Source organism: Pseudomonas sp. p1(2021b) (assembly GCF_020151015.1).
Taxonomy (GTDB): domain Bacteria; phylum Pseudomonadota; class Gammaproteobacteria; order Pseudomonadales; family Pseudomonadaceae; genus Aquipseudomonas; species Aquipseudomonas putida_K.
This window is the reverse complement of record NZ_CP083746.1, coordinates 3,749,740-3,775,028: the sequence shown is the minus strand read 5'-3', so window position 1 is coordinate 3,775,028 and position 25,289 is coordinate 3,749,740. Positions and strand designations below refer to the sequence as shown.

Here is a 25,289-nt window from a genome sequence, read left to right as displayed (position 1 = left end):
CTCCTACAGGGGGGACGTTAACCCTTGTAGGAGCGGCCTTGTGCCGCGATGGGCCGTGCAGCGGCCCCTTTGAGCGCAGATCTAGCGCCCCATCATCTCCTTGACCATCCGCTGTTGCTCCAGGATCTCCCGCTGGCGCTGGTCGATCTGCGATGCCAGCGGGAAATTGCTGCCCGCACGGCGCTTGGCGTAGTCCAGCTGCTGGATGGCCTGGTCGAAATCGCCCACCAGGGTGAAATACTCGGCGCGGGCCCGGTGCAGGCCGATGGTGTTGCCCGACAACCCGCGCACTTCGGCCACGTCGTACCACACGTCCGGGTCGTAGGGGCGGCGCTTGATCAGGTCGTCCAGTACCTTCTCCGCTTCGGCTGGGCGGTTCTGCTTGATCAGCAGGTCGGCGCGGACCTGTTGCAGCGGGTAGTTGCTCGGGTACAGCGCACGCAGGCGTTCGACCCGCTGCTGGGCATCGGCCAGGCGGTTGTTGGTGATGTCCAGGTCGACCTGGGCCAGGTTGTAGGTGATGTCGTTCGGCGCCTTGGCCAGCAACGGCTGCAGGTTGGCCCGCGCTTCGTTGAGCTGGCCGCCCTTGATCTGCGCGATGGCCAGGCCATAGCGCGCGGCGTCGAGTTTCGGGTCTTCGTCGAGCTGGGCGCGGAAGCGCTTGGCGGCAAGGCCTGGCGTGCCTTCATAGATCAACGCGACACGGGCGCGGATCAGCTGGTAGCGTGCACTGTCCTCCACGCCGCCCTTGGGGGCCTGCTCGGCACGGTTGCGAGTGTCGGCGATACGCGACTCGGTCACCGGGTGAGTGAGCAGGAATTCCGGAGGCTTGGCGTCGTAGCGGTACTGGCGGGCCAGGCGCTCGAACATGGTGGGCATGTTGCGCGGGTCGTAGCCGGCCTTTTCCAGGTTCTGGATGCCGATGCGGTCGGCTTCCTGTTCGTTCTGCCGGGAGAAGCGACGCTGCTCCTGGATGGCCGCGGCCTGGGTGCCGGCGATCACGCCGATGCCGGCATCGCCACCGCCGCCTGCCGCCAGCACGATACCGGCCAGCAGCGCTGCCATCATCGGCAATTGCATGCGCTGCTGGGCCTCGACGCCGCGGGCGAAGTGGCGCTGGGACAAGTGCGCCAGTTCGTGGGCCAGCACCGAGGCGTATTCGCCTTCGGTCTGGGCGTTGAGGAACAGGCCGCCGTTGACCCCGACGATCCCGCCTGGCGCCGCGAAGGCGTTGAGCTCGCGGCTGTCGATCAGGATGAATTCCAGGCGCCGGTCCTGCAGCTGGCTGGTCTCGGCCAGCTTGTACACGCTGGTCTCGACGTAGTCCTTGAGCTGCGGGTCGTTGAGCTGGTTGACCTGACCGCGCAGCAGGCTCAGCCAAGCCCGGCCCAGTTGGTGCTCCTGCTGGGGCGAGACGATCGCCGAACTGGCGTCACCCAATGACGGCAGGTCGTCGGCGTGGCCGGGTAGGGCCATCAGGCAGGCCAGCGTCAACAGGGTAGGGCGCAGTAGATTCATGCATGAAGCTCGCGTCGGTCAAAAAGCCTACTGTAGCCGGCTCACACGTTGGCGACCAGTGGCGTTATCCTACCGAACTTGTCTGCAATGCTAGATTGCCCCGCCAGGAGATTACCGGATGATTGACACCCCGACCTGCGACGCCGAGCTGGACGCCAGTGGGCTGAACTGCCCGTTGCCGCTGCTCAAGGCGAAGATGGAACTCAACCGCCTGGCCAGCGGCGCGGTGCTCAAGGTGATCGCCACCGATGCCGGTTCCCAGCGCGACTTCCGCACGTTTGCCCAGCTCGCCGGTCATACACTGCTTCGTGAAACCGCTGAGGCCGGCGTTTATACCTACTGGCTGCGCAAGGCCTGAGCCCCACCCCAAGGATCGTCAATGTTCAAAGTGCTTCGCGACTGGATGCAGCGCTACTTCTCAGATGAGGAGGCGGTGGTGCTGGCGGTCCTGCTGTTCCTGGCCTTCACCGTGGTGCTGACCTTGGGCGGGATGCTCGCGCCGGTATTGGCCGGCATGGTCCTGGCCTTCCTCATGCAGGGTCTGGTCAATGCGCTGGAGCGCCTGCACGTGCCGACCCGGCTGGCCGTGTGGGTGGTGTTCGCGCTGTTCATGGGCGCCCTGGCGGTGTTCATGCTGGTGCTGGTGCCGCTGCTCTGGCACCAGTTGATCACGTTGTTCAACGAGCTGCCGGGCATGCTGGGCAAGTGGCAGTCGCTGTTGCTGTTGTTGCCCGAGCGCTACCCGCACCTGGTATCGGACGAGCAGGTGCTACGCGCCATCGAGTCGGTGCGCGGCGAGATCGGCAAGTTCGGCCAATGGGCGCTGACCTTCTCCCTGTCGAGCCTGCCACTGCTGGTCAACGCCATGATCTACCTGGTGCTGGTGCCGATCCTGGTGTTCTTCTTCCTCAAGGACCGTGAGCTCATCGCCCGTTGGGTCAGCGGTTACCTGCCGCGCCAGCGCACCCTGCTGAACCGGGTGGGCGACGAGATGAACCGGCAGATCGCCAACTACATCCGCGGCAAGGGCATCGAGATCCTGATCTGCGGCATCGCCACCTACATCGCCTTCATCAGCCTGGGGCTCAACTATGCGGCGCTGTTGGCCTTGTTGGTGGGGTTGTCGGTGGTGGTGCCCTATGTCGGGGCGGTGGTGGTGACCGTGCCGGTGACCTTGATCGCGCTGTTCCAATGGGGCTGGGGCGACCAGTTCATCTACCTGATGGCCGTGTACGCGATCATCCAGGCGCTCGATGGCAATGTGCTGGTGCCGTTGCTGTTCTCCGAGGCGGTCAGCCTGCACCCGGTGGCGATCATCTGTGCGGTACTGCTGTTCGGCGGCCTGTGGGGGTTCTGGGGGATCTTCTTCGCCATTCCGCTGGCGACGCTGTTCAAGGCGGTGCTGGATGCGTGGCCGAGGCAGGAGCCTAGCGTTTCACCGATGCTTTGAAGTGGCTGGGGCCGCTTTGCGGCCCTTTCGCGGCACAAGGCCGCTCCTACAGAAGCGCAATCCCCCGTAGGAGCGGCCTTGTGCCGCGAAAGGGCTGCAAGGCAGCCCCAATCGATCTCAAGCCTTATCCAGCGCCTGTGCTGCGGCCAACACCGCATCCACATGGCCGGGCACCTTCACCCCACGCCATTCCTGGCGCAGCACACCATTCTTGTCGATCAGGAAGGTGCTGCGGTCCACGCCCATGTATTCCTTGCCATACAGCTTCTTGAGCTTGATCACGTCGAACAGCTGGCACAGGGCCTCGTCCTTGTCGCTGATCAGCTCGAACGGGAAGCCCTGCTTGGCCTTGAAGTTCTCATGGGACTTGAGGCCATCGCGGGACACGCCGAACACCACGGTGTTGGCGGCCTGGAAGGCGTCGTGCTGGTCACGGAAGCCCTGGCCTTCGGTGGTGCAGCCCGGGGTGCTGTCCTTGGGGTAGAAGTACAGCACCACCTGCTTGCCCTTGAGCCCGGCAAGGCTGATGGCCTGGCCGCTGGTGGCCTGGGCCTGGAAATCGGCGACGGGTTGGTCGAGTGCTACGGCCATGGGAGCTTCCTTACATGGGGTTCTGTGGGCGCCAGGGTTCGATCAGCGCGTCCAGGTTCAGGGCGTCGGCGAAGTCCAGGAACTGGTCGCGCAGCCAGCTGATCTGGGTGCCGGCCGGCAAAATCACGGTGAACTGGGCATTGAGCATGCTGCTGCCGGTCTGGGGCGCCAGGTAGGTGTCGCAGGTCATGCTTTCCAGCTCGACGCGGTGGTCGAGGAAGAACTGGCACAGTTCGCTGACGATGTCCGGGCGATAGGCGGCGCTCACATAGGCCACGTAGGGCAGGGCTTGCGGGCGCACTTCCTGATCGGCACTGCGCACCACGTCGAGGGTCAGGCCGTGCTTCTTGGCCAGGCCCGGCAGGACGGCCTCCAGGCGGGCCAGGGCATCCCAGCTGCCGCCGACCTGCAGCACCACGGCGCTGGTCTCGCCGTGGCGGGTCAGGCGCGAGGTGATCACCGCGCAGCGATTGTCGAAGGCGGCACGGCTGAGGACATTGGCCAGCTCCATGGGGTTGGGCCCCAGGGCACTGATGACGAGGAACTGTTCGCGGACGGTGGGGGTGGACATGCAGCATTCCTAAAGCGATGAGCGGTCGGCACAGGACAGGCGAAAGCCTCCTGTCGGCAGGGCCCCGGGCTCGCAATCGAGGTCGTGGACGCTGGCGCGGAGCATTGTCGACGGCCCGGCGGGCCACGCTGCGCCGATCAAAGGGAGAAGGGTAGCGAAAAGCAGCGCCGAGGGGAATGCTCCGCCCACCTGCGTCGCTTGTGCAAGGCCGATGGCGCCAGTACCATTACCGCTCTCTTTTTCCGGCAGGAGCAGTTACATGATTGCGGGCAGTATGGTGGCATTGGTCACACCCATGGATGCACAAGGGCGTCTTGATTGGGACAGCCTCGACAAGCTTGTAGACTTCCACCTGGAAAAAGGCACCCACGCGATCGTCGCGGTCGGCACCACTGGCGAGTCCGCCACCCTGGATGTCGAAGAACACATCCTGGTCATCAAGCACGTGGTCGAGCGCGTCAAGCGCAGCAACCATCGCGTCCCGGTCATCGCCGGTACCGGTGCGAACTCCACTGCCGAAGCCGTCCATCTGACCCAGAACGCCAAGAATGCCGGTGCCGACGCCTGCCTGCTGGTGGTGCCGTACTACAACAAGCCGACCCAGGAAGGCCTGTACCAGCACTTCAAGCACATCGCCGAAGCCGTCGACATCCCGCAGATCCTGTACAACGTGCCCGGCCGCACCTCCTGCGACATGCAGGCCGAGACCGTGATCCGCCTGTCGAAGGTCAAGAACATCATCGGCATCAAGGAAGCCACCGGCGACCTGGTGCGCGCCAAGGCCATCCTCGACGGCGTCGACAAGGACTTCATCGTCCTGTCCGGCGACGACCCGACTGCCGTCGAGCTGATCCTGATGGGCGGCAAAGGCAACATCTCGGTCACCGCCAACGTCGCCCCGCGCGAAATGGCCGACCTGTGCGAGGCCGCCCTTGAGGGCAATGCCGAGAAGGCCCGCGCAATCAACGAAAAACTCATGCCGCTGCACAAAGACCTGTTCTGCGAAGCCAACCCGATCCCTGTGAAGTGGGCGTTGGTGGAGATGGGCCTGATGCAGAAGGGTATCCGCCTGCCGCTGACCTGGCTGAGCGAAGGCTGCCACGAAAAAGTCCGTGCGGCCCTGCGCCAGTCCGGCGTACTGGTTTAATCGAGGAAGTACACCGCATGAAGCGACTGGCTGGTCTCTCCACCCTTGCCCTGATCATTTCCAGCACCAGCGGTTGCGGCTGGCTGTGGGGCGAGGATGGCTATTTCCGCGACCGCGGCAGCGACTACTTGCAGGCGCACCCCACTGCGCCGATGCAGCTGCCGCCGGACGCCAGCAACGTCAAGCGCCTGGACCCGCTGCTGCCGATCCCGCGCAACGTCGCCGACGATCACGCCACCGGCGAGTTCGAGGTGCCCCGCCCGCAGCCGCTGACCGCAGCGGCCGAAGCAAGCGATTTCACCCTGCAGCGCAGCGGCAGCAGCCGTTGGGTGCTGGCCCAGCGTGCGCCGGCCGAAGTCTGGCCGGTGGCTCGCCAGTTCTTCGAGGACAACGGCTTCCGCATCGCCGAAGAACGCCCGCAGACCGGTGAATTCAACACCACCTGGCAGCGTTTCGACGAGCTGTCCGCATCCCTTGGCCAACGCCTGGCCAGCGCCTCCAGCAGCCCAGACAGCGAAGTGCGCGTGCGCGTTCGCATGGAGCCTGGCGTGCAGCGCAACACCTCCGAGGTGTACATCGTCAGCGTCGAGCGCCCGGCCGGCAGCACTGCCGAGCCTGAGTTCCCGTCCAGCTCCGCCAACACGGCCGCCGACGCCCTGCTGGTCGACGAGATGCTGGCCAGCATGAACCGCAGCGCCGAGAAAGGCGGTTCGGTGTCCCTGCTCGCCGCCCGCGACTTCGACGCGCCAAGCCGCGTCAGCCTGAGCGAAGACGGCAGCGGCAACCCGGTGCTGTACCTGGGCGCCGACCTGGACCGCGCCTGGTCCAGCGTGGGCCGCGCCCTGGAGCAGGGTGAGTGGCGGGTCGAGGACATCAACCGCAGCCTGGGCCTGTACTACATCAACCTGTCCGAGAAACCCGACGACAAGCAGGACCAGCCAGGCTTCTTCGGCCGCATGTTCGGCAGCGAGCCGTCCAAGGAAGAGCGTGAAGCCCGTGCCGAGCGCTACCAGGTTCGCCTGAGCAAGGTGGGCGAGAACGTTCAGGTCACCGTCGAGAAGAACATCAACACCGTGGCGCCAGCCGATGTGGCCCGCCGCGTGCTGAGCATGATTCAGGACCACCTGGGCTAAGTGCGTTTCGCGGTACTTGGAAGCGGCAGCCAGGGGAACGGCACGCTGATCGCCCATGACGATACCTTCGTCCTGGTCGATTGCGGTTTTTCCCTGCGCGAGACCGAGCGGCGCCTGGCGCTGCTCGGTGTGTCCGCGGCACAGCTGAGCGCGGTGCTGGTCACCCACGAACATGCCGACCACGTGCATGGGGTGGGGCTGCTGGCGCGGCGCTACAATGTACCGGTCTATCTCAGCCAAGGCACCCTGCGCGGCATGCGCAAGCCGGTGGAGGCGATGGGTTTCCTGCGTTGTGGCGACAGCCTGCGCATCGGCGCGCTGGAGGTCAGTGCGAACCGGGTCGAGCATGATGCGTTCGAGCCGCTGCAGTACGTGTTCAGCGATGGCCGCCGACGTTTCGGCATGCTCACCGACCTGGGCTCCTACGACAGGTACCTGCTGGATCGTTACCAAGGCCTGGACGCCCTGCTGATCGAGGCCAACCATTGTCGTGACATGCTGGCCCGGGGGCATTACCCGCACTTCCTGAAACTCAGGGTCGGCGGCAACCAGGGGCATTTGAACAACCACCAGGCCGCGAGCCTGGTGGCCGAGCTGGGTTGGCAACACCTGCAGCATCTGGTGCTGGCCCACCTCAGCAGCAAGAACAACCGGCCACAACTGGCCCGCCAGTGCTTCGTCGACACCTTGGGGTGCGACCCGGACTGGCTCCAGGTGGCGAACCAGGAACACGGGCTCGACTGGCGCGAAATCGCCTAGCCCACCTACTCAAGCAAGCGGAGCCCATCATGGAAAAACGCGAAGAACTCTACCGCGGCAAGGCCAAATCGGTTTACAAGACCGACGACGCCGACCGCTTGATCCTGCTGTTCCGTAACGACACCTCGGCGTTCGACGGCAAGCGCATCGAACAGCTGGACCGCAAGGGCATGGTGAACAACAAGTTCAATGCCTTCATCATGCAGAAGCTCGAAGAAGCCGGCATCCCGACCCAGTTCGACAAGCTGCTGGGCGACAACGAATGCCTGGTCAAGAAGCTGGACATGATCCCGGTCGAGTGCGTGGTGCGCAATTACGCCGCCGGCAGCCTGGTCAAGCGCCTGGGCGTGGAGGAGGGCATCAAGCTGGAGCCGTCCACCTTCGAGCTGTTCCTGAAGAACGACGAGAAGGGCGACCCCTTCATCAACGAATCCCACGTCGTGGCCTTCGGCTGGGGTACCGCCGAGCAGCTGGCGACCATGAAGCAGCTGTCGCTGAAGGTCAACGAAGTGCTGAGCAAGCTGTTCGACGACGCCGGCCTGCTGCTGGTCGATTTCAAGCTGGAGTTCGGCGTGTTCCACGGCCAGATCGTCCTGGGCGACGAGTTCAGCCCGGACGGCTGCCGTCTGTGGGACAAGGAAACCCGCAAGAAGATGGACAAGGACCGCTTCCGCCAGGGCTTGGGTGATGTCATCGAAGCCTACGAGGAAGTGGCCAAGCGCCTGGGCGTGCCGCTCTAAGCGCCTCGCTCACGCAAGCGCCTGATACCACGCGAATTTTTTTCAAAGAAAGGTTTGCCTTTCAGGAAATCGCTGGTATCATGCGCGCCACTGGAGAGATGCCGGAGTGGTCGAACGGGACGGATTCGAAATCCGTTGTACTGGCAACAGTACCTAGGGTTCAAATCCCTATCTCTCCGCCATACATCGGAAAGCCCCGCAGGTTAACATCTGCGGGGCTTTTTCGTTTTTTAACTGTACGCAGCCCTAGTCTCACCCAGTTGATGAAACCAATTCATTAGTATTCAGAATATTGACCAATAATAAGAAAACTATTACCTAATAAACTACTCGGCAGACCTCGCTGGAGCTTCCTTAATGTCTGCCTATGAGTCACCACCCTTGCCGACTGCATCACCCACGAAAAGCATCGGCCTCAGCATCACGATTTTGGCCTTCTCGGCCTTTCTCATCGTCACGACCGAATTCCTCATCGTTGGGCTGCTACCGAGCCTTGCCAGGGAATTGGATATTTCGATTTCCGTCGCCGGGCAACTGGTCACCTTGTTCGCCTTTACCGTGATGGTCTTCGGCCCGCCCTTGACCGCAGCGCTCTCGCACCTCGACCGCAAGAAGCTGTTCATTGCGATCTTGTTGGTCTTCGCCGCGGCGAACGCGCTCGCTGCTGTTGCGAACAGTTTCTGGGTGCTTGCCGTTGCGCGGATAGTGCCGGCATTGGCACTGCCGGTCTTCTGGGGGACCGCGAGCGAAACGGCTGGGCAGCTTGCTGGCCCGCAACGGGCTGGCCAAGCGATCTCCAAGGTATACCTGGGCATTTCGGCGGCCATGTTGCTGGGCATTCCGCTAGGCACCGTCGTTTCGAATGCGATTGGCTGGAGAGGGGCGTTCTGGCTGCTGGCCGGTAGCGCTTTGGCTATGGCGATCGCGATGTCAGCGTTCATGCCTACTGTCACGCGTACCGCCAAAGTGGACTTTCTGAAGCAGGCTCGGATCTTCAAGGAGGCGTACTTCCTCTCCAATGTGTGCCTGTCCATCGTGGTCTTCACCGCCATGTTCATCGCTTACACCTACTTGGCCGATATACTCGAGCGCGTTGGTGGCGTTGCGCATGAACAGATAGGCTGGTGGCTCATGGGGTTTGGTGCCATTGGTTTGCTAGGCAACTGGATCGGTGGCAAGGCCGTTGACAGATCCCCCCTGAGAGCCACTGTGTTCTTCCTGGTCCTGCTCGCCATTGGCATGGCTGCCATCGTGCCTTTAGCAGGGGCCGGCTTGTTTTTCTGCATGGCGTTGGGGGTGTGGGGCGTGGCGAATACCGCCCTTTATCCCATCAGCCAGGTGCGGGTCATGCGTTCGGTTTCCCATGCTCATGCGCTTGCAGGCACTACCAACGTATCGGCAGCAAATGCAGGCATTGGCGCAGGTGCGATCATTGGGGGCATGACGATTCCAAGCCTTGGCATCGAATACCTGGGGTATGTTGCGGCAACCGCGGCGGTACTCGCCTTGGCACTCACTCCCCTCGTGAGCAGGTGTGGTAGCGCAAGAGTGCCCGGTAGCCCTCGGTAGTCTTCAGGCCGAGCCATAGCGCAGCTGCGACGCTGCTCCGCTATGGCTCGGCACGCTACGGGTCAATTCGCCTTGTACCATGCGCGGTCAACCTGGGGCGCAGGTAATCCAACAATACCCTGACTTTGGGCAGGCCCTCACGGCTCTTCAGCCAAACCAGGTTCATTGGCAAGCCATCGGTCGCCAGGTCCGGCAGGACCTCGACCAGGGAGCCTTGCTCGATGTGCCGTTGCGTCAGCCAAGTAGGCAATTGGCCTATACCATGTCCGGCGAGCACCGCGGCTACTTCCCCCTCTCCATCGCCGATGGCGATACGTGCCTGTACGGTTCGACGCTCCATCTCCCCTGGCTGGCGACCTTTGAAGAACCAAGGGCTGATCATGCCATCTCGGTGCCCATAACCTACACACCTGTGGTTTTCCAGATCACGCTCACTCTTTGGAGTGCCGTGATGCTCGAGGTATTCGGGAGCGGCGCAGAAGATCAGGCGCTGGGCGCCGAAATACTGATGACCCAGGTTCGCTGGCCAGGCATCCGGTCCGCCGATACGGACCACGATGTCGATTCCCTCGTACACCGGGTCGATGAAACGGTCCGTAAATGAAATGTGAGGCTCAAGCATCGGGTGCAGGTGCAAGAAATCCATGATCAAGGGCAGGACATGCAACCGTCCATAGGAAGCAGGGAGGTCTATACGAACCTTGCCGTGTGGCTCATTGCCCTTGGCCAGGATGGCATGTTCCGCCTCTTCCAGATCGGACAGAACGGATGTGCATGTTGTGTAGAACACTGAGCCTGCCTCGGTGAGAGACAGCGTTCGGGTCGTTCGGTTGAACAGCCTGGCCCCGAGGCGAGCCTCCAGCCGTGCAACGCTTTTACTGACGGCAGAACTCGTCAAATTCAGCCGTTCGGCAGCAGCGGTGAAGCTTCCAACATCGGCCACAGCGACGAAGACGTCGATCCCTTTCAACCGCTCGGATGAGAACACGACGACCCCCCATTGATGAAAAAATCCAATCATGTGGGTATCCCGCAGCCCAAGGCCAGCATGATTTTCTCCGCGTACATCGAATCCCGAGCGGCGATGACCAGGGAGGCCTGGCAAATGTCGGGTTTGACTGCCTGGCGGTCGCATACCGGTTCTCGGTGAGTGACTGGACACCGTAGGCTGGGGTGGCATTTGGCCACATATTGAGTGCCAGGTGTGATCGCTCCGCAGACTCCCTCCGTACCGTTCCTTACGGATAAAAGAAGAGGGAGACAACGCTCCATTTCACTGCCCTTTAAAACCAACAATATGGGGAGTCAAGAAATGCGTCTAAGCAGTAAGCATGTACTGGTGTTATCCATCGCTTCCATGGCGGGGCACGGCGCAATGGCCGGGCAGGCTGAAAGCAAAGGCTTTATCGAGGACAGTCATCTTGATTTCATGACGCGCAATCTTTATTGGAATCATGACTACCACAGCGGGCATAACAATGCACAACGCACAGCAGATCGAGACCGTCGCGAGTGGGGGCAGACGTTCCGTCTGGATTTCAGCTCGGGGTTCACGCAAGGCCTCGTAGGTTTCGGGGTCGATCTGAGCGGTTATACGGTCATCAAGCTCGACGGTGGGGCGGGGCATTCTGGCCAGGCCGGGGTACTTGTGCCGGAAGGCAACAGTACTGCGCACGAAGCCTCTTCAGCCGGTGCGAACCTCAAGGTACGGGTGTCCGAGACGGAACTGAAGTATGGGAACAACCTTCGTCCTTATAATCCTGTTTTCGCACCTGCGGATGCGCGCTTGACGCCGGCCACGGCTACCGGCTTCTGGGTGGTCAGTAATGAGTTGAAGGGGCTGGTCGCTGAAGCGGCCCATTTGACCGCCGCGAAAGATTTCAACAGCACCAATCTCTCGGATGACTTCTTTGCGGCGTATGCGGGGGTAGCCTCCGATACCGTCGACTTTCTGGGGGCCAGCTATTCGGTCACGGACCAACTCAGCGTTAGCCTGTACGGGGCGGAGTATAAGGATATATGGCGTCAGTACTATGGCAACGCCAACTACACATATCCCCTGAGCGACAACCAGAGCCTGAATTTCGACGCGAATCTTTACCGTACCGTTGACGAGGGGAGTTCGCGGGCGGGGGATATCGACACGACAGCGTATTCGCTAGCCGCCGCCTATACCTGGGGGGCCCATACGTTCAAATTGACGTATCAGAAAATTCATGGCGACCAGCCGTTCGACTATTTGGGCATGGGGCCTGGGACATTCCATGACTCCATCTATTTGGCTAACTCGTCCCAGTTGGTGGACTTCAACGGGCCCAACGAGAAATCCTGGGGCGCGTTCTATAATCTGGACATGGCGGCTTATGGCGTTCCTGGGTTGAGTTTCGGGGCGCGCTACATCGTAGGGCGCGATGTAGACGGTAGCAGGATGGATGCCGATAGTCCGTATAACTTCTACGGGTCCGAGCGTAGCGAAGACCATTGGGAGCGTGACCTCGAAGTGAAGTATGTCGTTCAAGAGGGATCGGCCAAGGGACTGTCGGTACGCGTGCGGCAGGCCACACATCGCATTGGCAATGGCGCGTCCGATGCATCGGCTGATCAGGTTCGTCTTATCGTCGAGTACCCGTGGAGTATTTTCTGATACGCCCGGAGCGCTGATTGCTGCACCTCGGTGCAGGCCAAGTATGCAAAGTGACGATTGCCAGTGCGCCCCTCGGTGGGGCCCACTGGCTTACTACAGGGGTGATATGGATTCTTCGATCGGTACGCAGAGCGTGTGCTTGAGGTGACCAAATAGCCAATGCTTGCGCCGTTGCGCTGTTAATGGAAATGTCCAACGGGTTGTGCATACTCGAAAGGCATGAAAGGTATTCGATGTCGTCAACACTGTCGCATCACACCAAGGAGCGCCTATGGCCGGCTGGTTCGAACTGAGCAAAAGCAGCAACGATCAAGTGAGATTCGTATTGAAGGCAGGGAACGGGGAGGTCATCCTCACCAGCGAGCTGTATGAGGCGAAGAAGTCAGCCGAAAATGGAATTGCCTCGGTCCAGACGAACAGCCCGTCGGCCGAGCGTTACGAAAAGCGGGAGTCTTCCAATGGCAAGTTTTATTTCAATCTGAAGGCCGCCAACCATCAGATCATTGGTACGAGCCAGATGTACACCACGTCGCAGTCCCGAGATGCGGGCATCGTGTCGGTGCAAAACAATGGTGTTTCAAAAACGGTGAAAGATCTCACCTAAGCGGTGTCTGGTTGAGCCGAACCCTTAGGGGCTTGGCTCAACCATGAAACGTGGAACCCTGTTCAGCCTGCACCTATCCGTACAGGCTAGAACCTATCCAGCCGGTAGGGCGCGAACGCTGGTAGCGGTTTGCCCTCGATGGACACGGCCCCGGCCATGGACGCCACCATTTCCGCAGTGGTCGCCGCCTGGGTCAGCCCCAGGTGCTGGTGGCCGAAGGCGAGCAGCACGCGGCCGTCGCAGGCCTGGTCGATCACCGGCAATGAGTCGGGCAGGGAAGGGCGAAAGCCCATCCAGGTGCTCGCGGCTTCGATATTCAATTCATTCTTGAACAGGCCCTGGCTCAGGCGATGAAGCTGCCAGGCACGTTGCATGTTGGGCGCGCGCTCCAGCCCGGCGAACTCCACCGTGCCTGCCAGGCGCAGACCGCCTTGCATAGGCGTCATGATGAAGCGCCGCTCCATGAAGGTCACGGCCAGGGGTAGGCGGTCGTGCTCGTGGGGCAGCATCAGGTGGTAGCCGCGCTCGGTGTCCAGTGGGACTGTCTTGCCGGTGAGTTGTCGGGTGAGCTTGGCCGAATGGGCGCCGCAGGCGATCAGCACCTTGCGGGCTCGAACCTCGCCGCTGCCGGTGCGTAGCGCCACGCCGTCCGCTACCAATTGGCCGCTGTCGACGTGTTCCTGGGCAAAGCGTACGCCGTTTTTCCGGGCGGCCTGAACCAGCGTCGTCACTACCAGGTGCGGATCGATGAAATGCCCGGTCGCGGGGAAGAACAGCCCGCCCTGGATCGACTCGGCCAACTGCGGCGCGGTGCGTTGGACGGCGGCGGCATCCCAGAACTCGACGGGCACGCCCTGGGCCTGCATCTTCTGTTTGACCGCCGCGATCGCAGCCCGGGACTCGGGGCGCTCGAACACCAGCAGGGAGCCGTCTTCCTTCAGCAGCTGCGTGTGACCCACCGACGCCAGCAGGCGCCGCCAGGCATCCAGGCTGGCTTCGTTCAAGGCCCGCAGGGCCGCGACGCTGTTCTGGTAGGGGCGCTGGCGCAGATTCAGCAACAGTCGGGTGAACCAGGGCAGGGCCCTGGGCAGGTAACGCCAGTCCAGGCGCAGCGGCCCCATCGGGTCCAGCAGCATGGCCGGCAGGCGCTTGAGGATGGACACGTCGGCAATGGGAAATACCTGCTCGGTGGCCAAATGGCCGGCGTTGCCGAACGATGCACCTTTGCCCGGTTCGTCCCGATCCAGCACCAGCACGCGGTGCCCTTGGCGGGATAGAGCGAGGGCACAGGCGACGCCTACGACCCCTGCGCCCACCACGGCGATGTCATAGGCGTCGTTGCTGGCGGCACGGTGAAGTTCGTCAGAATGCATCCGCTACCTCGTGATCGTAGATTTTATACAATTGGTTTGTCCGAACCACGCCCCGGAAAAATGCCCAGGGCGCGGGGTCAGTGGTTCAAGCTGTTTTCCAGGACCGCGACGATGCCCTCGCAGGCTTCGCGGATATGGCGGTCCAGCAGGCGGCAGGCCGCCTCGATGTTCTTGTCGCGGGCGAACTCCAGCAGCTCGCGGTGTTCCTTCTCGGCTTTCTGGATCTCCCGCGTATAAAGCAGTTGCATGCGGATGTAGCGGTCGCACTTGGTGTTCAGGTGCGTGATCATCGCCAGGGTTTCCGGCAATTGGGCGGGCGAGTAGAGCGCAGTGTGGAAGGCGAAGTTCAGCTCGCTCCAGTTGTCGATATCGCTGCCCGAGTCCAGTGCGGCGTCGTATTGGTCCAGCAGGCGCTCGGCGCGGTCCAGTTCGCTTGGGGTCAGCTTCGGAATGGCCTGCGCCAGTGCCCTGCATTCGAGCAGCACGCGCAGGTCGAACAGTTCGCGGATGGTGGCCGTGGAGAGTTCGGTGGTGAACGCGCCCCGGTGGGGGTGGAACTCCACCAGGCCTTCGGCCTCCAGGGTCAACAGTGCCTCGCGCACCGGAATGCGGCTGACGTCGTAGTCGCGCGCGAGCGCGTCCTGGCGCAGCTGGGTGGCGCCTTTGAACTCGCCGCTGAGTATCCGTTTGCGAAGATCGTCCGCAACGTGCTGGGCACGTGTCTTGAAGCTAGCCATAGTTACTGTTCAGGGACCCGGTTGGAATTTGCATATTGTATGCAAAAGGGCCTGGCAGCATCCACCGACGTGGCGCGGGGCTGTCGGTGGAGGTCTGCCAATGGCCGGTCAGTGCTCTCGCTGGCCATTCACCAGGCGGCGGAGGTTCAGCGGGTTGCCCTGCTTGATCGCTGGCGGCAGCAAGTCGTCCGGGACGTTCTGGTAGCACACCGGGCGCAGGAAACGCAGGATCGCCGCAGTGCCCACCGAGGTGCTGCGGGCATCGGAGGTGGCCGGGAACGGGCCGCCATGGACCATGGCATCGCACACTTCCACGCCGGTCGGCCAGCCATTGACCAGGATTCGCCCGGCCTTGCGCTCCAGCGTCGGCAGCAGGGTGGCGACTGCTTCGCTGTCGGCAGCGTCCATATGCACGGTGGCGGTGAGCTGGCCTTCGAGCTGCTCGGCCACCTGCCTGGCCTGGGCCAGGTCATCGCACTGGACGACCAGCGAGGCGGAGCCGAACACTTCGGCCTGTAGGGTGTGGTCGCGCATGAAGTCGCTGGCGCTGCTGACGAACAGGTGAGACTGGCACTGGTTGTGGCCGTCGCCTGCGACACCTTTGGCCTGCAGGTGGGCATTGGCATTGCTGGCCAGGGCCTGGACGCCGTTGTTGTAGGCGTTGTAGATTCCCGGGGTGAGCATGGTCTGGGCCGGGCTTCTGATGATGGCGTCAGCGGCGGTGGTGATGAAGGCGTCCAGGGCTTCACCTTTTATAGCGATGACCAGCCCAGGGTTGGTGCAGAACTGGCCCGCGCCTTGGTTGAGCGAGGCGACGAAGCCTTCGGCCAGCGCGGCGCCACGGTTGCGCAGGGCCGACTCGAACAGGAACACCGGGTTGATCGAGCTCATCTCGGCATACACCGGGATCGGCTCCGGGCGTGCCTGGGCGGCCTGGGTCAGGGCTATGCCACCGCTGCGCGAGCCAGTGAAGCCCACGGCCTTGATACGTGGATCGTTGACCAGACCGATACCGATTTCGGTGCCCGAGCCGTACAGCAGCGAGAACACGCCTTCGGGCAGGTCGCACTCGCGCACCGCCTGCTGGATGGCACGGCCGACCAGTTCGCTGGTGCCGGGGTGGGCGCTATGGGCCTTGACGATCACCGGGCAGCCCGCCGCCAAGGCCGAAGCGGTGTCGCCGCCGGCCACGGAGAAGGCCAGGGGGAAGTTGCTGGCGCCGAACACAGCCACCGGGCCCAAGGGGATATGGCGCTGGCGCAGGTCGGGGCGTGGCAGGGGTTGGCGTTCCGGCAGGGCTTGGTCCACGCGCACGTCCAGCCACTCGCCGGCACGCACGGTGCGGGCGAAGGTGCGCAGCTGGAAGCAGGTGCGGCCGATCTCGCCCTGGATGCGGGCTTGCGGCAGGCCGGACTCGGCCACGGCGCGCTGGACCAGCGTGTCGCCAAGGGCCTCGATGTGCTGGGCGATGCGTTCGAGGAAGACCGCGCGGGCTTCCAGCGACGTCTCGCGATAGCGGTCGAACGCGTCCCAGGCGAGGCTGCAGGCGAGCTCGACATGCTCGCGGCTGCCACCGAGGTAGGCCGGTTCGAGCCGCTCATTGGTGGCAGGGTTGATGGCATGGACCGGTGCTTGCGTGCCGGCAACGGCGCGTTGGCCGATCAGCAGGTTACCTGAAAGACTCATAGGGCTCTCCTGAGGTCGAGAAGACGGAAATTCCCGCGCCAGATAGGGGCAGGGGAGGAAGACGGCACGCCGGCAGGCGTGCCGCCTCAGGGAGATGAAGCCGGCGTGGGATCAGGCCAGGTTGTTTTCAGCTACCCAGCTGGCGTACCACTGGCGGAACTGCGCGTACTGGTTTTCCGCGTAGCGGCGCTGGGATTCGCTCAGCACGTCGGTCTCGTTGAAGTGCAGGGTGTATTCCTTGTCGCCGTTGAGCACCATCAGGTGCTTGTAGTACAGCACCAGGTCGACGCCTTCGTCGAACGAGGACAGGATGGCCAGGGCGCCTTCGAGCTCCAGCGCCAGGCGACGGGCCTTAGCGTCGCCGGCGGCGGCCTGCTTGCACAGGGCGATCAGTTGCAGCACTTCACGCGGCAGGGCGTTGCCGATGCCGGTGATGGCGCCGGTGGCGTTGCACTTGACGAAGCCATGGAACACCTGGGTATCCACGCCAGCCATCAGCGTCACTTCGTTGTCCTTGGAGGTGATGAACTCGGCCGCATAGCTCATGGCTGCCGCGCCACCGAACTCCTTGAAGCCGATCAGGTTCGGGTGCTCGCTGCGCAGTTCGAAGAACAGGTCGGCACGGGTGGCGAAACCGTAGTGGGGGCTGTTGTAGATCACTGCCGGCAGGTTCGGCGCTGCCTCGAGGATGGCTTTGAAGTGCGCCTTCTGGGCCGGGATCGACGAGCCGCGGGACAGCACGCGCGGGATGACCATCAGGCCATGGGCACCGACCTTGGCGGCATGGGCTGCGTGGGAAACCGCTTCGCGGGAGTTGACCGCGCCGGTGCCGACGATGGTCGGGATGCCGGCGGCGACCAGGCGCGCCACGCCTTCCTGGCGCTCGGCTTCGGTCAGCAGCGGCCAGTCGCCCATGGAGCCGCAGTACACCACCGCGCTCATGCCGATATCGATCAGCTCACGGCCCTTTTTCACCAGCGCGTCGAAGTCGGGCTTGCGCTCCGGGGTGCAGGGGGTCATCAGGGCAGGAATGCAGCCGGTGAAGATATTGTCAGTCATTGTGGGCTCCTTGAAGCATTCATTCAGGTCGGTGGTCAGGGGTGTCGCGTCGTAAGGCGACGTGCTCGGGTTACTGGCAGATGCCCCAGGCGAAGGGGTCCTGCTCGTCGATCAGCAGTTGGCTGTCTGCCGTGACATGGGCACGGCCGGTGATGGAGGGGCGGATACGTTCGCCTTCCTGTTCGTAGCGGCCTTCGAAGCGGCTGCCGGTGATGCTGGCTTGGACCCAGGCCTGGCCCGGTGCGAGCTTGCCGTCGGCGGCCAGGCAGGCGAGCTTGGCGCTGGTACCGGTGCCACACGGCGAACGGTCATAGGCCTTGCCCGGGCACATCACGAAATTGCGGCTGTCGGCCTGCGGGTCAGCGGCAAACAGCTCGACGTGGTCGATCACGCCGCCGTCCTCGCCGTAGATGCCGTTGGCCTCCAGCGCTTGCAGGATGGCCCAGGTGTAGGCGGTCAGCGCCTCGACATTGCCCTGCTCCAGGGTCTGGCCATGTTCGGAGACCAGGAAGAACCAATTGCCGCCCCAGGCGATATCGCCGCGCACTTCGCCGTAGCCGGGCACTTGCACCGGTACATCGTGGCGGTAGCGGTAGGCCGGCACGTTGCGCACGGTCACCGAACCATCGCTGTGCAGGGTGGCTTCCACCGGGCCGACGGGGGTGTCGATCTTGTGCTCGCCCGGTTCGATGATGCCCAGGTGATGCAGCGAGGCGACCAGGCCGATGGTGCCGTGGCCGCACATGCCCAGGTAGCCGGTGTTGTTGAAGAAGATCACGCCGCAGGTAGCGTCCGGCGAAACGGGCTCGCAGTACAGGGCGCCGACCAGTACATCGTTGCCGCGGGGCTCGAGCAGGGTTGCCCGGCGCCATTGATCGTGCTCGTTGCGCAGGTGATCGCGCTGCTGGCTCATGGTCTGGCCGGCGAGGGCAGGGAAGCCGCTCATGACCAGGCGGGTGGGTTCGCCGCCGGTGTGGGAGTCGATGACATGGATGCTTTTCATTGAAATTATGGATCCTCTGCAAGCATCAGCCGGAGGGCTGGGGTGGGGCGGATTGCAGATTTTATACAATGTAGATTTTATACAATCAAGCCTCTGACTCGTTTTTATCGCCAGTAAGCCGACGCCCCCTGTAGGAGCGGGCTTGTCCCGCGATCAAGGGCGAAGCCCTTGCCATACCGCCGTGGTGAGAGGGACGGCCCATCGCGGGACAAGCCCGCTCCTACAGGGGGGCGCTGAGCAGGCCCAAGTCAATCAGCCGCGGGTCGCCTGGCGATACTGGCGCGGTGTGAAACCGGTCATGGTCTTGAACTGCCGGGAGAAGGCGCTGTGGTCGGAGTAGCCGCAGCGCAGCGCCACCTCGGTGATCGGCAGCTCGGAATGCAGCAACAGGTGCGCCTGCTCCAGCCGGGCCTTGTGGATCATCTGCCGCGGCGTGAGGTGGAAGATCCGCTTGCAGTAACGCTCCAGCTGCGCCACGGACAGGCCGGCGACCGCGGTGAGGTCATCGAGGGTGATCGGGCGGTGGTAGTGCTCGCGGATGTAGGCATCCACCGCCGACAACCGCTGGTAGGCCGGGTGTGCCTGGGCGGCGGACTGCAGGTCGACGGAAATTCCGATCAGGCCCATGACCTCGCCCTGGCGGTTGAGGATCGGGCGCTTGTGGGTCAGGCACCAGCCCGGTTGCTGTGTCCCGTACAGGTGCACTTCCAACTGGTCCTGCAACACCAGGGCGCCTTCGAGCACGCGCCGGTCCTGCTCGGTGTAGCCCGGCCCGAGCTGTGCCGGAAAAACCTGCGCGCTGGTGCGCCCCAGCAGCGGGGCGAGGGACTTCAAGCCGCAGCGCTCCACCAGCGTGCGGTTGGCCATCAGGTACCTGGCTTGCGCATCCTTGACGAAGATCACGGCGTTGGGGATGGCATCGAGCATGGGTTGCATCAGCGAGATGCAGCCCATGAGCTCCTTCATGTTCTTCGGGCGATGGGCGCTGAGGCCTTCGCTGATGGCGGCGAAATGCGACTCGGGCATGGTGGCGGTCCTGCAGTTCGGGAGCCTGTCCCCGGGCCGTGTGGCACGGGCGGATTGTTTTTTTCAGGATGCCTGCACATGGCGGCCCGGCGTCAAGCAGCGGATGCAAATTGTGCCGAATTCGTCATCAGGGTTGATGAAAACCATCAAGCAATCCTGGCCGCGATCAGTTCAACCTAGAAAAGAACGAGCGTGCCTGGCACCTCCTCGCCCCTGACTCCTGCCCGGCGGCCATAGACCATCCGCCTGTCTGGAACGGGCTTTTGCAACCCATCGCTGAAACAGGAAGCGCTGCTTGCGCCATCGCGACAAGCGTCACTCCTCGAACCCAGAGGCCTTTGCTTCACCTACGAACGACCACGATCTCCAACACAGTTTCTGCCTATTTCAATAATCCACAAAAAAGGGCTTAGCTATGTCAGGCCAAGGTAAATTCAAGAAACAACTGTCGCTGATGGACTTGACGTTCATCGGCCTGGGCGCAATCTTCGGCTCCGGCTGGCTGTTCGCTGCCAGCCACGTCTCGGCCATCGCCGGCCCGGCGGGCATCATCTCCTGGCTGATCGGCGGCTTCGCCGTGCTGCTGCTGGGCATCGTCTACTGCGAACTGGGCGCCGCCTTGCCACGCGCCGGCGGCGTGGTGCGCTACCCAGTGTTTTCCCATGGCCCGTTGCTGGGCTACCTGATGGGCTTCATCACCATCATCGCGTTCTCGAGCCTGGTGGCGATCGAAGTGGTCGCTTCGCGCCAGTACGCCGCGGCCTGGTTCCCGCAACTGACCAAACCGGGCACCAACGACGCGACCCTGGCCGGCTGGCTGGTGCAGTTCGCCCTGTTGTGCCTGTTCTTCATGGTCAACTACCGCAGCGTCAAGACCTTCGCCAAGACCAATAACCTGATCAGCACCTTCAAGTTCATCGTGCCGTTGCTGGTCATCGTCGTGCTCTACAGCTTCTTCAGCCCGGAAAACTTGGAAGTCCAGGGCTTCGCGCCGTTCGGCATGTCCGGCATCGAGATGGCCGTGTCCGGTGGCGGCATCATCTTCGCTTATCTGGGCCTGACGCCGATCATCTCGGTGGCCAGCGAGGTGCGCAATCCGCAACGCACCATCCCGATCGCGTTGATTCTCTCGGTGCTGCTGTCCACGGCCATCTATGTGCTGTTGCAAGTGGCGTTCCTCGGCAGTGTGCCGACCGAAATGCTCGCCAACGGCTGGGGCCAGATCAGCAAGGAATTCTCGCTGCCATACCGTGACATCGCCATCACCCTGGGCGTCGGCTGGCTGGCCTATCTGGTGATCGCCGATGCGGTGATCTCGCCGAGCGGCTGCGGCAATATCTACATGAACGCCACGCCGCGGGTCATCTACGGCTGGGCGCGTACCGGCACCTTCTTCAAGGTGTTCACCCGCATCGACGAGGCGTCCGGCATCCCCCGTCCGGCGCTGTGGCTGACCTTCGCCATGTCGATCTTCTGGACCCTGCCGTTCCCGTCCTGGGAAGCGCTGATCAACGTGGTGTCTGCCGCGTTGGTATTGAGCTACGCGGTGGCGCCGGTCTCGGTCGCCGCCTTGCGCCGCAGCGCCCCGGACCTGGTCCGCCCGTTCCGGGTCAAGGCCTTGGGCGTGCTGGGTCCGGTGTCGTTCATCATCGCCTCGCTGATCGTCTACTGGTCGGGCTGGAACACCGTGTCCTGGCTGCTCAGCCTGCAGATCCTGATGTTCCTGGTGTACCTGCTGGCCGGGCGTTTCGTGCCCACCGAGCACCTGTCGCTCAAACAACAGGTGCGTTCCTCGCTCTGGCTGGTGGGCTTCTACGCGATGATCATCGTGCTGTCCAAGCTCGGCAGCTTCGGTGGCCTGGGCGTGCTGGCTCATCCGCTGGACAACGTCATCGTCGCCCTGTGCTCGCTGGGCATCTACTACTGGGGCGCCTGCACCGGCGTGCCGGCCCACTTGGTGCGCCTGGAGGCCGATGAAGAAGACGAGCCCCACGCGCAACCTGCCGTGAAGGGGTTGAGCACTGCACACGCCAGCTGATCCGATGCCCCGTGATCCAGGGCGAAAGCCCTGGTCACGGCGCCGTGATGGCACAGCCGTTTCCGCAGGGAGAGCGTTGCTTCAAGGAGAAAACACATGAACCAGACTGATTCGATCCACCTGAGCCTCGAGGAGGTCCATGACCTGGCGGTCAATGCCCTGCTCGCCAATGGCATGTCCATGGCCCACGCCCAGGCCATCGCCGAGGTGATCACCCAGGGCCAGCGCGACGAGTGTCATTCCCATGGCCTGTACCGGGTATTGGTGTGCGTGCGTTCGCTGCGCTCCGGCAAAGTCGACCCGGCAGTGTTGCCGACGGTCCACGACCAGGGCCCATCCATCGTCAAGGTGGATGCGCACCAGGGCTATTCGCTCCTGGCCTTCCAGACCGGCCTGCCGGTGTTGGTGGAGAAGGCACGGCAGCAAGGGATCGCAGCGCTGGTCATCCGCAACTGTTTCCACTTCTCGGCCCTGTGGCCGGAAGTCGAGGCCATCGCCGCCCACGGGTTGGTCGGCCTGGCAATGACCCCCAGCCACAGCTGGGTAGCGCCGGCCGGTGGCAAGCGCGGCGTGTTCGGCACCAACCCCCTGGCGTTCGCCTGGCCGCGCCCGGGCAACGAGCCGTTCGTGTTCGACTTCGCCACCAGCGCCATCGCCCGTGGCGACATCGAACTGCACGCCCGCCAGGGCAAGCCGATCCCCGATGGCTGGGCGCTGGACAGCGATGGCCAGCCGACCAACGATGCGAGCGCGGCGCTGGCGGGTGCGATGCAAACCTTCGGCGGCCACAAGGGCTCGGCCCTGGCGGCGATGATCGAATTGCTCGCCGGCGCGCTGATCGGTGACATGACCAGCCTCGAATCCATGGCGTTCGATGCCGGCGCCGGTGCCACGCCGTGCCATGGCGAGCTTTTGCTGGCCTTAGACCCCAAGGCCTTCCTGGGGGACGATGTCGAAGCCGGGATGCAGCGGGCGGAACACCTGTTCGCCGCGATCACCGAACAGGGTGCACGCCTGCCTTCCCAGCGTCGTTTCAGTGCCCGCGAGCGATCGCAGGCGCAAGGGGTTTGGGTCAATCGGCAGGTGGTCGAGGAGGTGCGTCAATTGCTTTGAGGCGGCCAAAACGTGAAGAGAAACAGGCCAACTAGTTGAACTTCGCAAGTTGCCTTTCGTGATGCAAGTCACACTTCCGAGCGGCACTTTTGTATGGTGAGCAGGCATTCAATTGAGTGGAAATACTAAAGGAAATCAAGGGTTTGGATTGATAAACAAGCCGTTGTAACCGTTCAACTAAGCCTGTGCACATTGGCAATTCTTTTTTTTGAACGCGTTTGCTAATATCGCGGCGCCATCAGTACGGTGGTGAATTATAAATTAAAGGATTTAGTAATGAAAAAGCTGATCAAGGCCACTGTTGCTGTCGCTGTCGTTTCCGGCGTGGCACTGCTCTCCGGTTGCACCGGCCAAGTCTTCAACCAGCAGAAGAACTGCTCGTACGACTACCTGTTCCACCCTTCGGTTTCCATTTCCAAAGTTATTGGCGGTTGCGGCCCGATCGACAAGCTGCCGCAGCAGCAGTAATTCTGGAACGCGCCGTTTTCGGCGTGATCAAAAACCCCAGTCATCCTATGGCTGGGGTTTTTTTTACCTGCTCCGGCCCTATCGCCGGCAAGCCGGCTCCCACCTGTCCTGCGCTATTTTTAGAGATAGCGCCATACCGGCTTGCACGCTTTCAACCCAAGTGCTTGGCCATTTCAGCGGTAGCGTTCCACCCCTGCGCCAGATACACCGGCCTGCCGGCCTCGGTGGCATGCAGCACGGCGAACGCGATGTCGCGCCGGGCGAACTCGGCCTCGGCCAGCTTCATCAACGTTGACGCCAGGCCCCGGCGCCGGTAGTCGGGTTCGACGAACACGTTCAGCACATAGCCACGTTGATCGCGGGTCGGATGGGCCGGGTGCGGTGGCCAGTCGATGCTCATCAGGCCGATGGCGGCGGCGACCTGCTCGCCCTCTACCAAGGCGAAGCCGTAGTAGCGGCCATCGCCCAGACGCTGCGACAGCCAGGGGCGGAAGTGTTCGGTCATCTGGCGAAGTTGTTCAGGATCGCCGCCGGCCTCCAGAAACATCCGCTCGCGGTGGCGGCAGATCACTTCCAGGTCGTCGAGGCCGAGGCGGCGGGCCGTCAGGCCCGCGCAGTCGATATTGCCGGGGACTTCGTTCATGGCATGCCCTCCATCAGTGGGCTCGATGCTAGAGCAGCCACCAGGCGGGTGTTAGTTACAGATTGCCGTGAATTACGCCATACAGGCTAGTGCCGGTTTTGGATATTCATTGGGGCTGCTATGCAGCCCATCGCGGGACAAGCCCGCTCCTACAGGATCACGCAAACCCTCCAATGACGAGGTCCCTGTAGGAGCGGGCTTGTCCCGCGATGGGGCGCGTAGCGGCCCCATTGCCGCTTAATTCAATAAGAAAGGTTGTGGAACTTTGTGGGAAAAATCGCCGCAGCGCTCAAGATCCATACATGGGCAGCCGATAGCGCAAGCGAGAGTCCCGCCATCGAGTCATGGGCGCGCGATAAAAAGAACAATCCATCCAAGGTCCGGAACATGAACCTGAAATTCCGCCACAAGGTACTGCTCAGTGCCTGCGGCGTCGTGGTATTGGCGTTTGCCTTGTTCACCCTCTACAACGACTACCTGCAGCGCAACACCATCCGCCAGAACATCGAGTCTTCCGTGCAGCAGGCTGGCGCCTTGACCGCCAGCAGCGTGCAGAACTGGATGAGCGGGCGCATCCTGATGCTCGAGAACCTCGCCCAGGACATCGCCCAGCAGGGCGTCGGCGAACATGTCGCCGGGCTGGTCGAGCAACCGTCCTATACGCAGAACTTCCTCTTCACCTACCTCGGCCAGGCTGACGGGGTATTCACCCAGCGGCCGTTCGTGGAGTTGCCCGAAGGTTTCGACCCACGCAAGCGGCCCTGGTACGGCGAAGCCGCCAATGCCGGCGGCACGGTATTGACCCCGCCTTACCAGGGCACCGTCGGTGGCTTGATGATGAGCATCGTCACGCCGGTCAAGGCCAAGGCCAGCGGTGAGCTGCTGGGCGTGGCAGGCGCTGACCTGAGCCTGGATACCCTGGTGCGGTTGATCAACTCGGTGGACTTCGGCGGCATCGGCCACGCCTTCCTCGCCGACCGCAACGGCCAGGTGATCGTCAGCCCTGACCAGGACCAGGTGATGAAGAACCTCAAGGACATCTACCCCGATGCCGCCTTGAAGGTCGAGCCCGGCATGCAGGACGTCACCTTGAACGGGCAGGAGCGCATCATTTCCTTCGCCCCCGTGCAGGGCCTGCCCTCGGCCCAGTGGTACATCGGCCTGTCCATCGACAAGGACAAAGCCTACGCGGGCCTGAGCCAGTTCCGCACCTCGGCGATCATCGCCATGCTCATCGCCGTGGCCGCCATCGCCGGCCTGCTGGGCCTGCTGATCCCGGTGCTGATGCGCCCGCTGACCACCATGGGCCGCGCCATGCAGGACATCGCCGAAGGCGAAGGCGACCTGACCCGCCGCCTGGCGGTGCAGCACAAGGACGAGTTCGGCGAACTGGCCACCTCGTTCAACCGCTTCGTCG

23 protein-coding genes, 1 tRNA gene and 1 pseudogene are annotated in these 25,289 nt (G+C 62.9%); 14 read left to right on the top strand and 11 right to left on the bottom strand.

Annotation, left to right across the window (positions count from 1 at the left end; genetic code table 11):
• Positions 1 to 81: 81 nt before the first annotated feature.
• A complete protein-coding gene (locus K8374_RS17445) occupies positions 82 to 1,518 on the bottom strand; it encodes a M48 family metalloprotease (protein WP_084854501.1) in 1,437 nt (478 codons plus the stop codon).
• A gap of 118 nt (positions 1,519 to 1,636) precedes the next feature.
• Between K8374_RS17445 and K8374_RS17440 the strand changes: the two genes are divergently transcribed.
• Positions 1,637 to 1,876 (top strand): sulfurtransferase TusA family protein, encoded by a 240-nt coding sequence (locus tag K8374_RS17440; RefSeq protein ID WP_043213126.1) that lies wholly within the window; start codon positions 1,637 to 1,639, stop codon positions 1,874 to 1,876.
• Positions 1,877 to 1,897: 21 nt separating this feature from the next.
• Entirely contained in the window at positions 1,898 to 2,968 is a 1,071-nt protein-coding gene (locus K8374_RS17435) for an AI-2E family transporter (protein WP_084854503.1), read from the top strand.
• Positions 2,969 to 3,085: 117 nt separating this feature from the next.
• Here the strand turns inward: K8374_RS17435 and K8374_RS17430 are convergent, their stop codons facing one another.
• Together K8374_RS17430 and K8374_RS17425 are read right to left on the bottom strand one after the other, a co-directional pair.
• Positions 3,086 to 3,559 (bottom strand): peroxiredoxin, encoded by a 474-nt coding sequence (locus K8374_RS17430; RefSeq protein WP_224456548.1) that lies wholly within the window; start codon positions 3,557 to 3,559, stop codon positions 3,086 to 3,088.
• Between the two features lie 10 nt (positions 3,560 to 3,569).
• The gene (locus K8374_RS17425) at positions 3,570 to 4,130 is read right to left on the bottom strand and encodes a glycine cleavage system protein R (protein WP_196144914.1); all 561 of its coding nucleotides are present in this window, start codon (positions 4,128 to 4,130) and stop codon (positions 3,570 to 3,572) included.
• A 259-nt stretch (positions 4,131 to 4,389) separates the two neighbouring features.
• On the opposite strand from K8374_RS17425, the gene dapA reads away from it, so the two are divergent.
• From dapA to K8374_RS17395, 6 genes are all read left to right on the top strand, one after another.
• Complete coding sequence (gene dapA, locus K8374_RS17420; RefSeq protein ID WP_084854506.1) at positions 4,390 to 5,277, top strand: 4-hydroxy-tetrahydrodipicolinate synthase; 888 nt, start codon at positions 4,390 to 4,392, stop codon at positions 5,275 to 5,277.
• A gap of 17 nt (positions 5,278 to 5,294) precedes the next feature.
• Entirely contained in the window at positions 5,295 to 6,410 is a 1,116-nt protein-coding gene (bamC, locus tag K8374_RS17415; protein ID WP_224456547.1) for an outer membrane protein assembly factor BamC, read from the top strand.
• On the top strand, positions 6,411 to 7,169 hold the full coding sequence (locus tag K8374_RS17410; RefSeq protein WP_224456546.1) for an MBL fold metallo-hydrolase: 759 nt from the start codon (positions 6,411 to 6,413) through the stop codon (positions 7,167 to 7,169). It begins immediately after the preceding gene.
• A 29-nt stretch (positions 7,170 to 7,198) separates the two neighbouring features.
• Positions 7,199 to 7,909, top strand: a complete 711-nt coding sequence (gene purC, locus K8374_RS17405; protein WP_043213139.1) for a phosphoribosylaminoimidazolesuccinocarboxamide synthase — start codon at positions 7,199 to 7,201, stop codon at positions 7,907 to 7,909.
• A 92-nt stretch (positions 7,910 to 8,001) separates the two neighbouring features.
• Positions 8,002 to 8,091: transfer RNA gene (locus K8374_RS17400), tRNA-Ser, on the top strand.
• 175 nt (positions 8,092 to 8,266) lie between these two features.
• Positions 8,267 to 9,478, top strand: a complete 1,212-nt coding sequence (locus K8374_RS17395; protein ID WP_224456545.1) for an MFS transporter — start codon at positions 8,267 to 8,269, stop codon at positions 9,476 to 9,478.
• A gap of 55 nt (positions 9,479 to 9,533) precedes the next feature.
• On the opposite strand, the gene K8374_RS17390 is transcribed toward K8374_RS17395, so the two are convergent.
• Positions 9,534 to 10,466 (bottom strand): LysR substrate-binding domain-containing protein, encoded by a 933-nt coding sequence (locus K8374_RS17390; protein ID WP_224459349.1) that lies wholly within the window; start codon positions 10,464 to 10,466, stop codon positions 9,534 to 9,536.
• Between the two features lie 324 nt (positions 10,467 to 10,790).
• Here K8374_RS17390 and K8374_RS17385 point away from each other — a divergent pair, with 324 nt between their 5' ends.
• Positions 10,791 to 12,122 carry an OprD family porin gene (locus tag K8374_RS17385; RefSeq protein ID WP_224456544.1) on the top strand — a complete coding sequence of 444 codons (1,332 nt, stop codon included), beginning with the start codon at positions 10,791 to 10,793 and terminating at the stop codon, positions 12,120 to 12,122.
• A 271-nt stretch (positions 12,123 to 12,393) separates the two neighbouring features.
• On the top strand, positions 12,394 to 12,726 hold the full coding sequence (locus tag K8374_RS17380; RefSeq protein ID WP_224456543.1) for a YegP family protein: 333 nt from the start codon (positions 12,394 to 12,396) through the stop codon (positions 12,724 to 12,726).
• 86 nt (positions 12,727 to 12,812) lie between these two features.
• Here the strand turns inward: K8374_RS17380 and K8374_RS17375 are convergent, their stop codons facing one another.
• From K8374_RS17375 to K8374_RS17350, 6 genes are all read right to left on the bottom strand, one after another.
• Positions 12,813 to 14,099, bottom strand: a complete 1,287-nt coding sequence (locus tag K8374_RS17375) for an NAD(P)/FAD-dependent oxidoreductase (protein WP_224456542.1) — start codon at positions 14,097 to 14,099, stop codon at positions 12,813 to 12,815.
• Positions 14,100 to 14,176: 77 nt separating this feature from the next.
• A complete protein-coding gene (locus tag K8374_RS17370; RefSeq protein ID WP_084858012.1) occupies positions 14,177 to 14,836 on the bottom strand; it encodes a GntR family transcriptional regulator in 660 nt (219 codons plus the stop codon).
• Positions 14,837 to 14,944: 108 nt separating this feature from the next.
• On the bottom strand, positions 14,945 to 16,522 hold the full coding sequence (locus K8374_RS17365; protein ID WP_224456541.1) for an aldehyde dehydrogenase (NADP(+)): 1,578 nt from the start codon (positions 16,520 to 16,522) through the stop codon (positions 14,945 to 14,947).
• 111 nt (positions 16,523 to 16,633) lie between these two features.
• The gene (locus K8374_RS17360; RefSeq protein ID WP_084858010.1) at positions 16,634 to 17,581 is read right to left on the bottom strand and encodes a dihydrodipicolinate synthase family protein; all 948 of its coding nucleotides are present in this window, start codon (positions 17,579 to 17,581) and stop codon (positions 16,634 to 16,636) included.
• Positions 17,582 to 17,651: 70 nt separating this feature from the next.
• A complete protein-coding gene (locus tag K8374_RS17355; protein ID WP_224456540.1) occupies positions 17,652 to 18,584 on the bottom strand; it encodes a 4-hydroxyproline epimerase in 933 nt (310 codons plus the stop codon).
• A gap of 252 nt (positions 18,585 to 18,836) precedes the next feature.
• Complete coding sequence (locus tag K8374_RS17350; protein WP_411969652.1) at positions 18,837 to 19,550, bottom strand: helix-turn-helix domain-containing protein; 714 nt, start codon at positions 19,548 to 19,550, stop codon at positions 18,837 to 18,839.
• A 475-nt stretch (positions 19,551 to 20,025) separates the two neighbouring features.
• Here K8374_RS17350 and K8374_RS17345 point away from each other — a divergent pair, with 475 nt between their 5' ends.
• From K8374_RS17345 to K8374_RS17335, 3 genes are all read left to right on the top strand, one after another.
• On the top strand, positions 20,026 to 21,648 hold the full coding sequence (locus tag K8374_RS17345) for an APC family permease (RefSeq protein WP_224456539.1): 1,623 nt from the start codon (positions 20,026 to 20,028) through the stop codon (positions 21,646 to 21,648).
• A gap of 96 nt (positions 21,649 to 21,744) precedes the next feature.
• Positions 21,745 to 22,761, top strand: coding sequence for an Ldh family oxidoreductase (locus K8374_RS17340; protein WP_224456538.1), 1,017 nt, complete (start codon positions 21,745 to 21,747; stop codon positions 22,759 to 22,761).
• Between the two features lie 276 nt (positions 22,762 to 23,037).
• Positions 23,038 to 23,229: a DUF4223 family protein gene (locus K8374_RS17335; protein WP_084858005.1), complete on the top strand. Its 192-nt coding sequence runs from the start codon at positions 23,038 to 23,040 to the stop codon at positions 23,227 to 23,229.
• Positions 23,230 to 23,380: 151 nt separating this feature from the next.
• On the opposite strand, the gene K8374_RS17330 is transcribed toward K8374_RS17335, so the two are convergent.
• On the bottom strand, positions 23,381 to 23,872 hold the full coding sequence (locus tag K8374_RS17330) for a GNAT family N-acetyltransferase (RefSeq protein ID WP_224456537.1): 492 nt from the start codon (positions 23,870 to 23,872) through the stop codon (positions 23,381 to 23,383).
• 387 nt (positions 23,873 to 24,259) lie between these two features.
• On the opposite strand from K8374_RS17330, the pseudogene K8374_RS26510 reads away from it, so the two are divergent.
• A pseudogene (locus K8374_RS26510) lies at positions 24,260 to 25,243 on the top strand (cache domain-containing protein); the annotation flags it as partial.
• Positions 25,244 to 25,289: the final 46 nt, after the last annotated feature.

Bases quoted from the DNA above. Each gene is read 5' to 3' on its own strand.
- K8374_RS17445 (WP_084854501.1), bottom strand. From the start codon at position 1,518: ATGAATCTACTGCGCCCTACCCTGTTGACGCTGGCCTGCCTGATGGCC.
- K8374_RS17440 (WP_043213126.1), top strand. From the start codon at position 1,637: ATGATTGACACCCCGACCTGCGACGCCGAGCTGGACGCCAGTGGGCTG.
- K8374_RS17435 (WP_084854503.1), top strand. From the start codon at position 1,898: ATGTTCAAAGTGCTTCGCGACTGGATGCAGCGCTACTTCTCAGATGAG.
- K8374_RS17430 (WP_224456548.1), bottom strand. From the start codon at position 3,559: ATGGCCGTAGCACTCGACCAACCCGTCGCCGATTTCCAGGCCCAGGCC.
- K8374_RS17425 (WP_196144914.1), bottom strand. From the start codon at position 4,130: ATGTCCACCCCCACCGTCCGCGAACAGTTCCTCGTCATCAGTGCCCTG.
- dapA (WP_084854506.1), top strand. From the start codon at position 4,390: ATGATTGCGGGCAGTATGGTGGCATTGGTCACACCCATGGATGCACAA.
- bamC (WP_224456547.1), top strand. From the start codon at position 5,295: ATGAAGCGACTGGCTGGTCTCTCCACCCTTGCCCTGATCATTTCCAGC.
- purC (WP_043213139.1), top strand. From the start codon at position 7,199: ATGGAAAAACGCGAAGAACTCTACCGCGGCAAGGCCAAATCGGTTTAC.
- K8374_RS17395 (WP_224456545.1), top strand. From the start codon at position 8,267: ATGTCTGCCTATGAGTCACCACCCTTGCCGACTGCATCACCCACGAAA.
- K8374_RS17385 (WP_224456544.1), top strand. From the start codon at position 10,791: ATGCGTCTAAGCAGTAAGCATGTACTGGTGTTATCCATCGCTTCCATG.
- K8374_RS17380 (WP_224456543.1), top strand. From the start codon at position 12,394: ATGGCCGGCTGGTTCGAACTGAGCAAAAGCAGCAACGATCAAGTGAGA.
- K8374_RS17375 (WP_224456542.1), bottom strand. From the start codon at position 14,099: ATGCATTCTGACGAACTTCACCGTGCCGCCAGCAACGACGCCTATGAC.
- K8374_RS17370 (WP_084858012.1), bottom strand. From the start codon at position 14,836: ATGGCTAGCTTCAAGACACGTGCCCAGCACGTTGCGGACGATCTTCGC.
- K8374_RS17365 (WP_224456541.1), bottom strand. From the start codon at position 16,522: ATGAGTCTTTCAGGTAACCTGCTGATCGGCCAACGCGCCGTTGCCGGC.
- K8374_RS17360 (WP_084858010.1), bottom strand. From the start codon at position 17,581: ATGACTGACAATATCTTCACCGGCTGCATTCCTGCCCTGATGACCCCC.
- K8374_RS17355 (WP_224456540.1), bottom strand. From the start codon at position 18,584: ATGAAAAGCATCCATGTCATCGACTCCCACACCGGCGGCGAACCCACC.
- K8374_RS17350 (WP_411969652.1), bottom strand. From the start codon at position 19,550: ATGAAGGAGCTCATGGGCTGCATCTCGCTGATGCAACCCATGCTCGAT.
- K8374_RS17345 (WP_224456539.1), top strand. From the start codon at position 20,026: ATGTCAGGCCAAGGTAAATTCAAGAAACAACTGTCGCTGATGGACTTG.
- K8374_RS17340 (WP_224456538.1), top strand. From the start codon at position 21,745: ATGAACCAGACTGATTCGATCCACCTGAGCCTCGAGGAGGTCCATGAC.
- K8374_RS17335 (WP_084858005.1), top strand. From the start codon at position 23,038: ATGAAAAAGCTGATCAAGGCCACTGTTGCTGTCGCTGTCGTTTCCGGC.
- K8374_RS17330 (WP_224456537.1), bottom strand. From the start codon at position 23,872: ATGAACGAAGTCCCCGGCAATATCGACTGCGCGGGCCTGACGGCCCGC.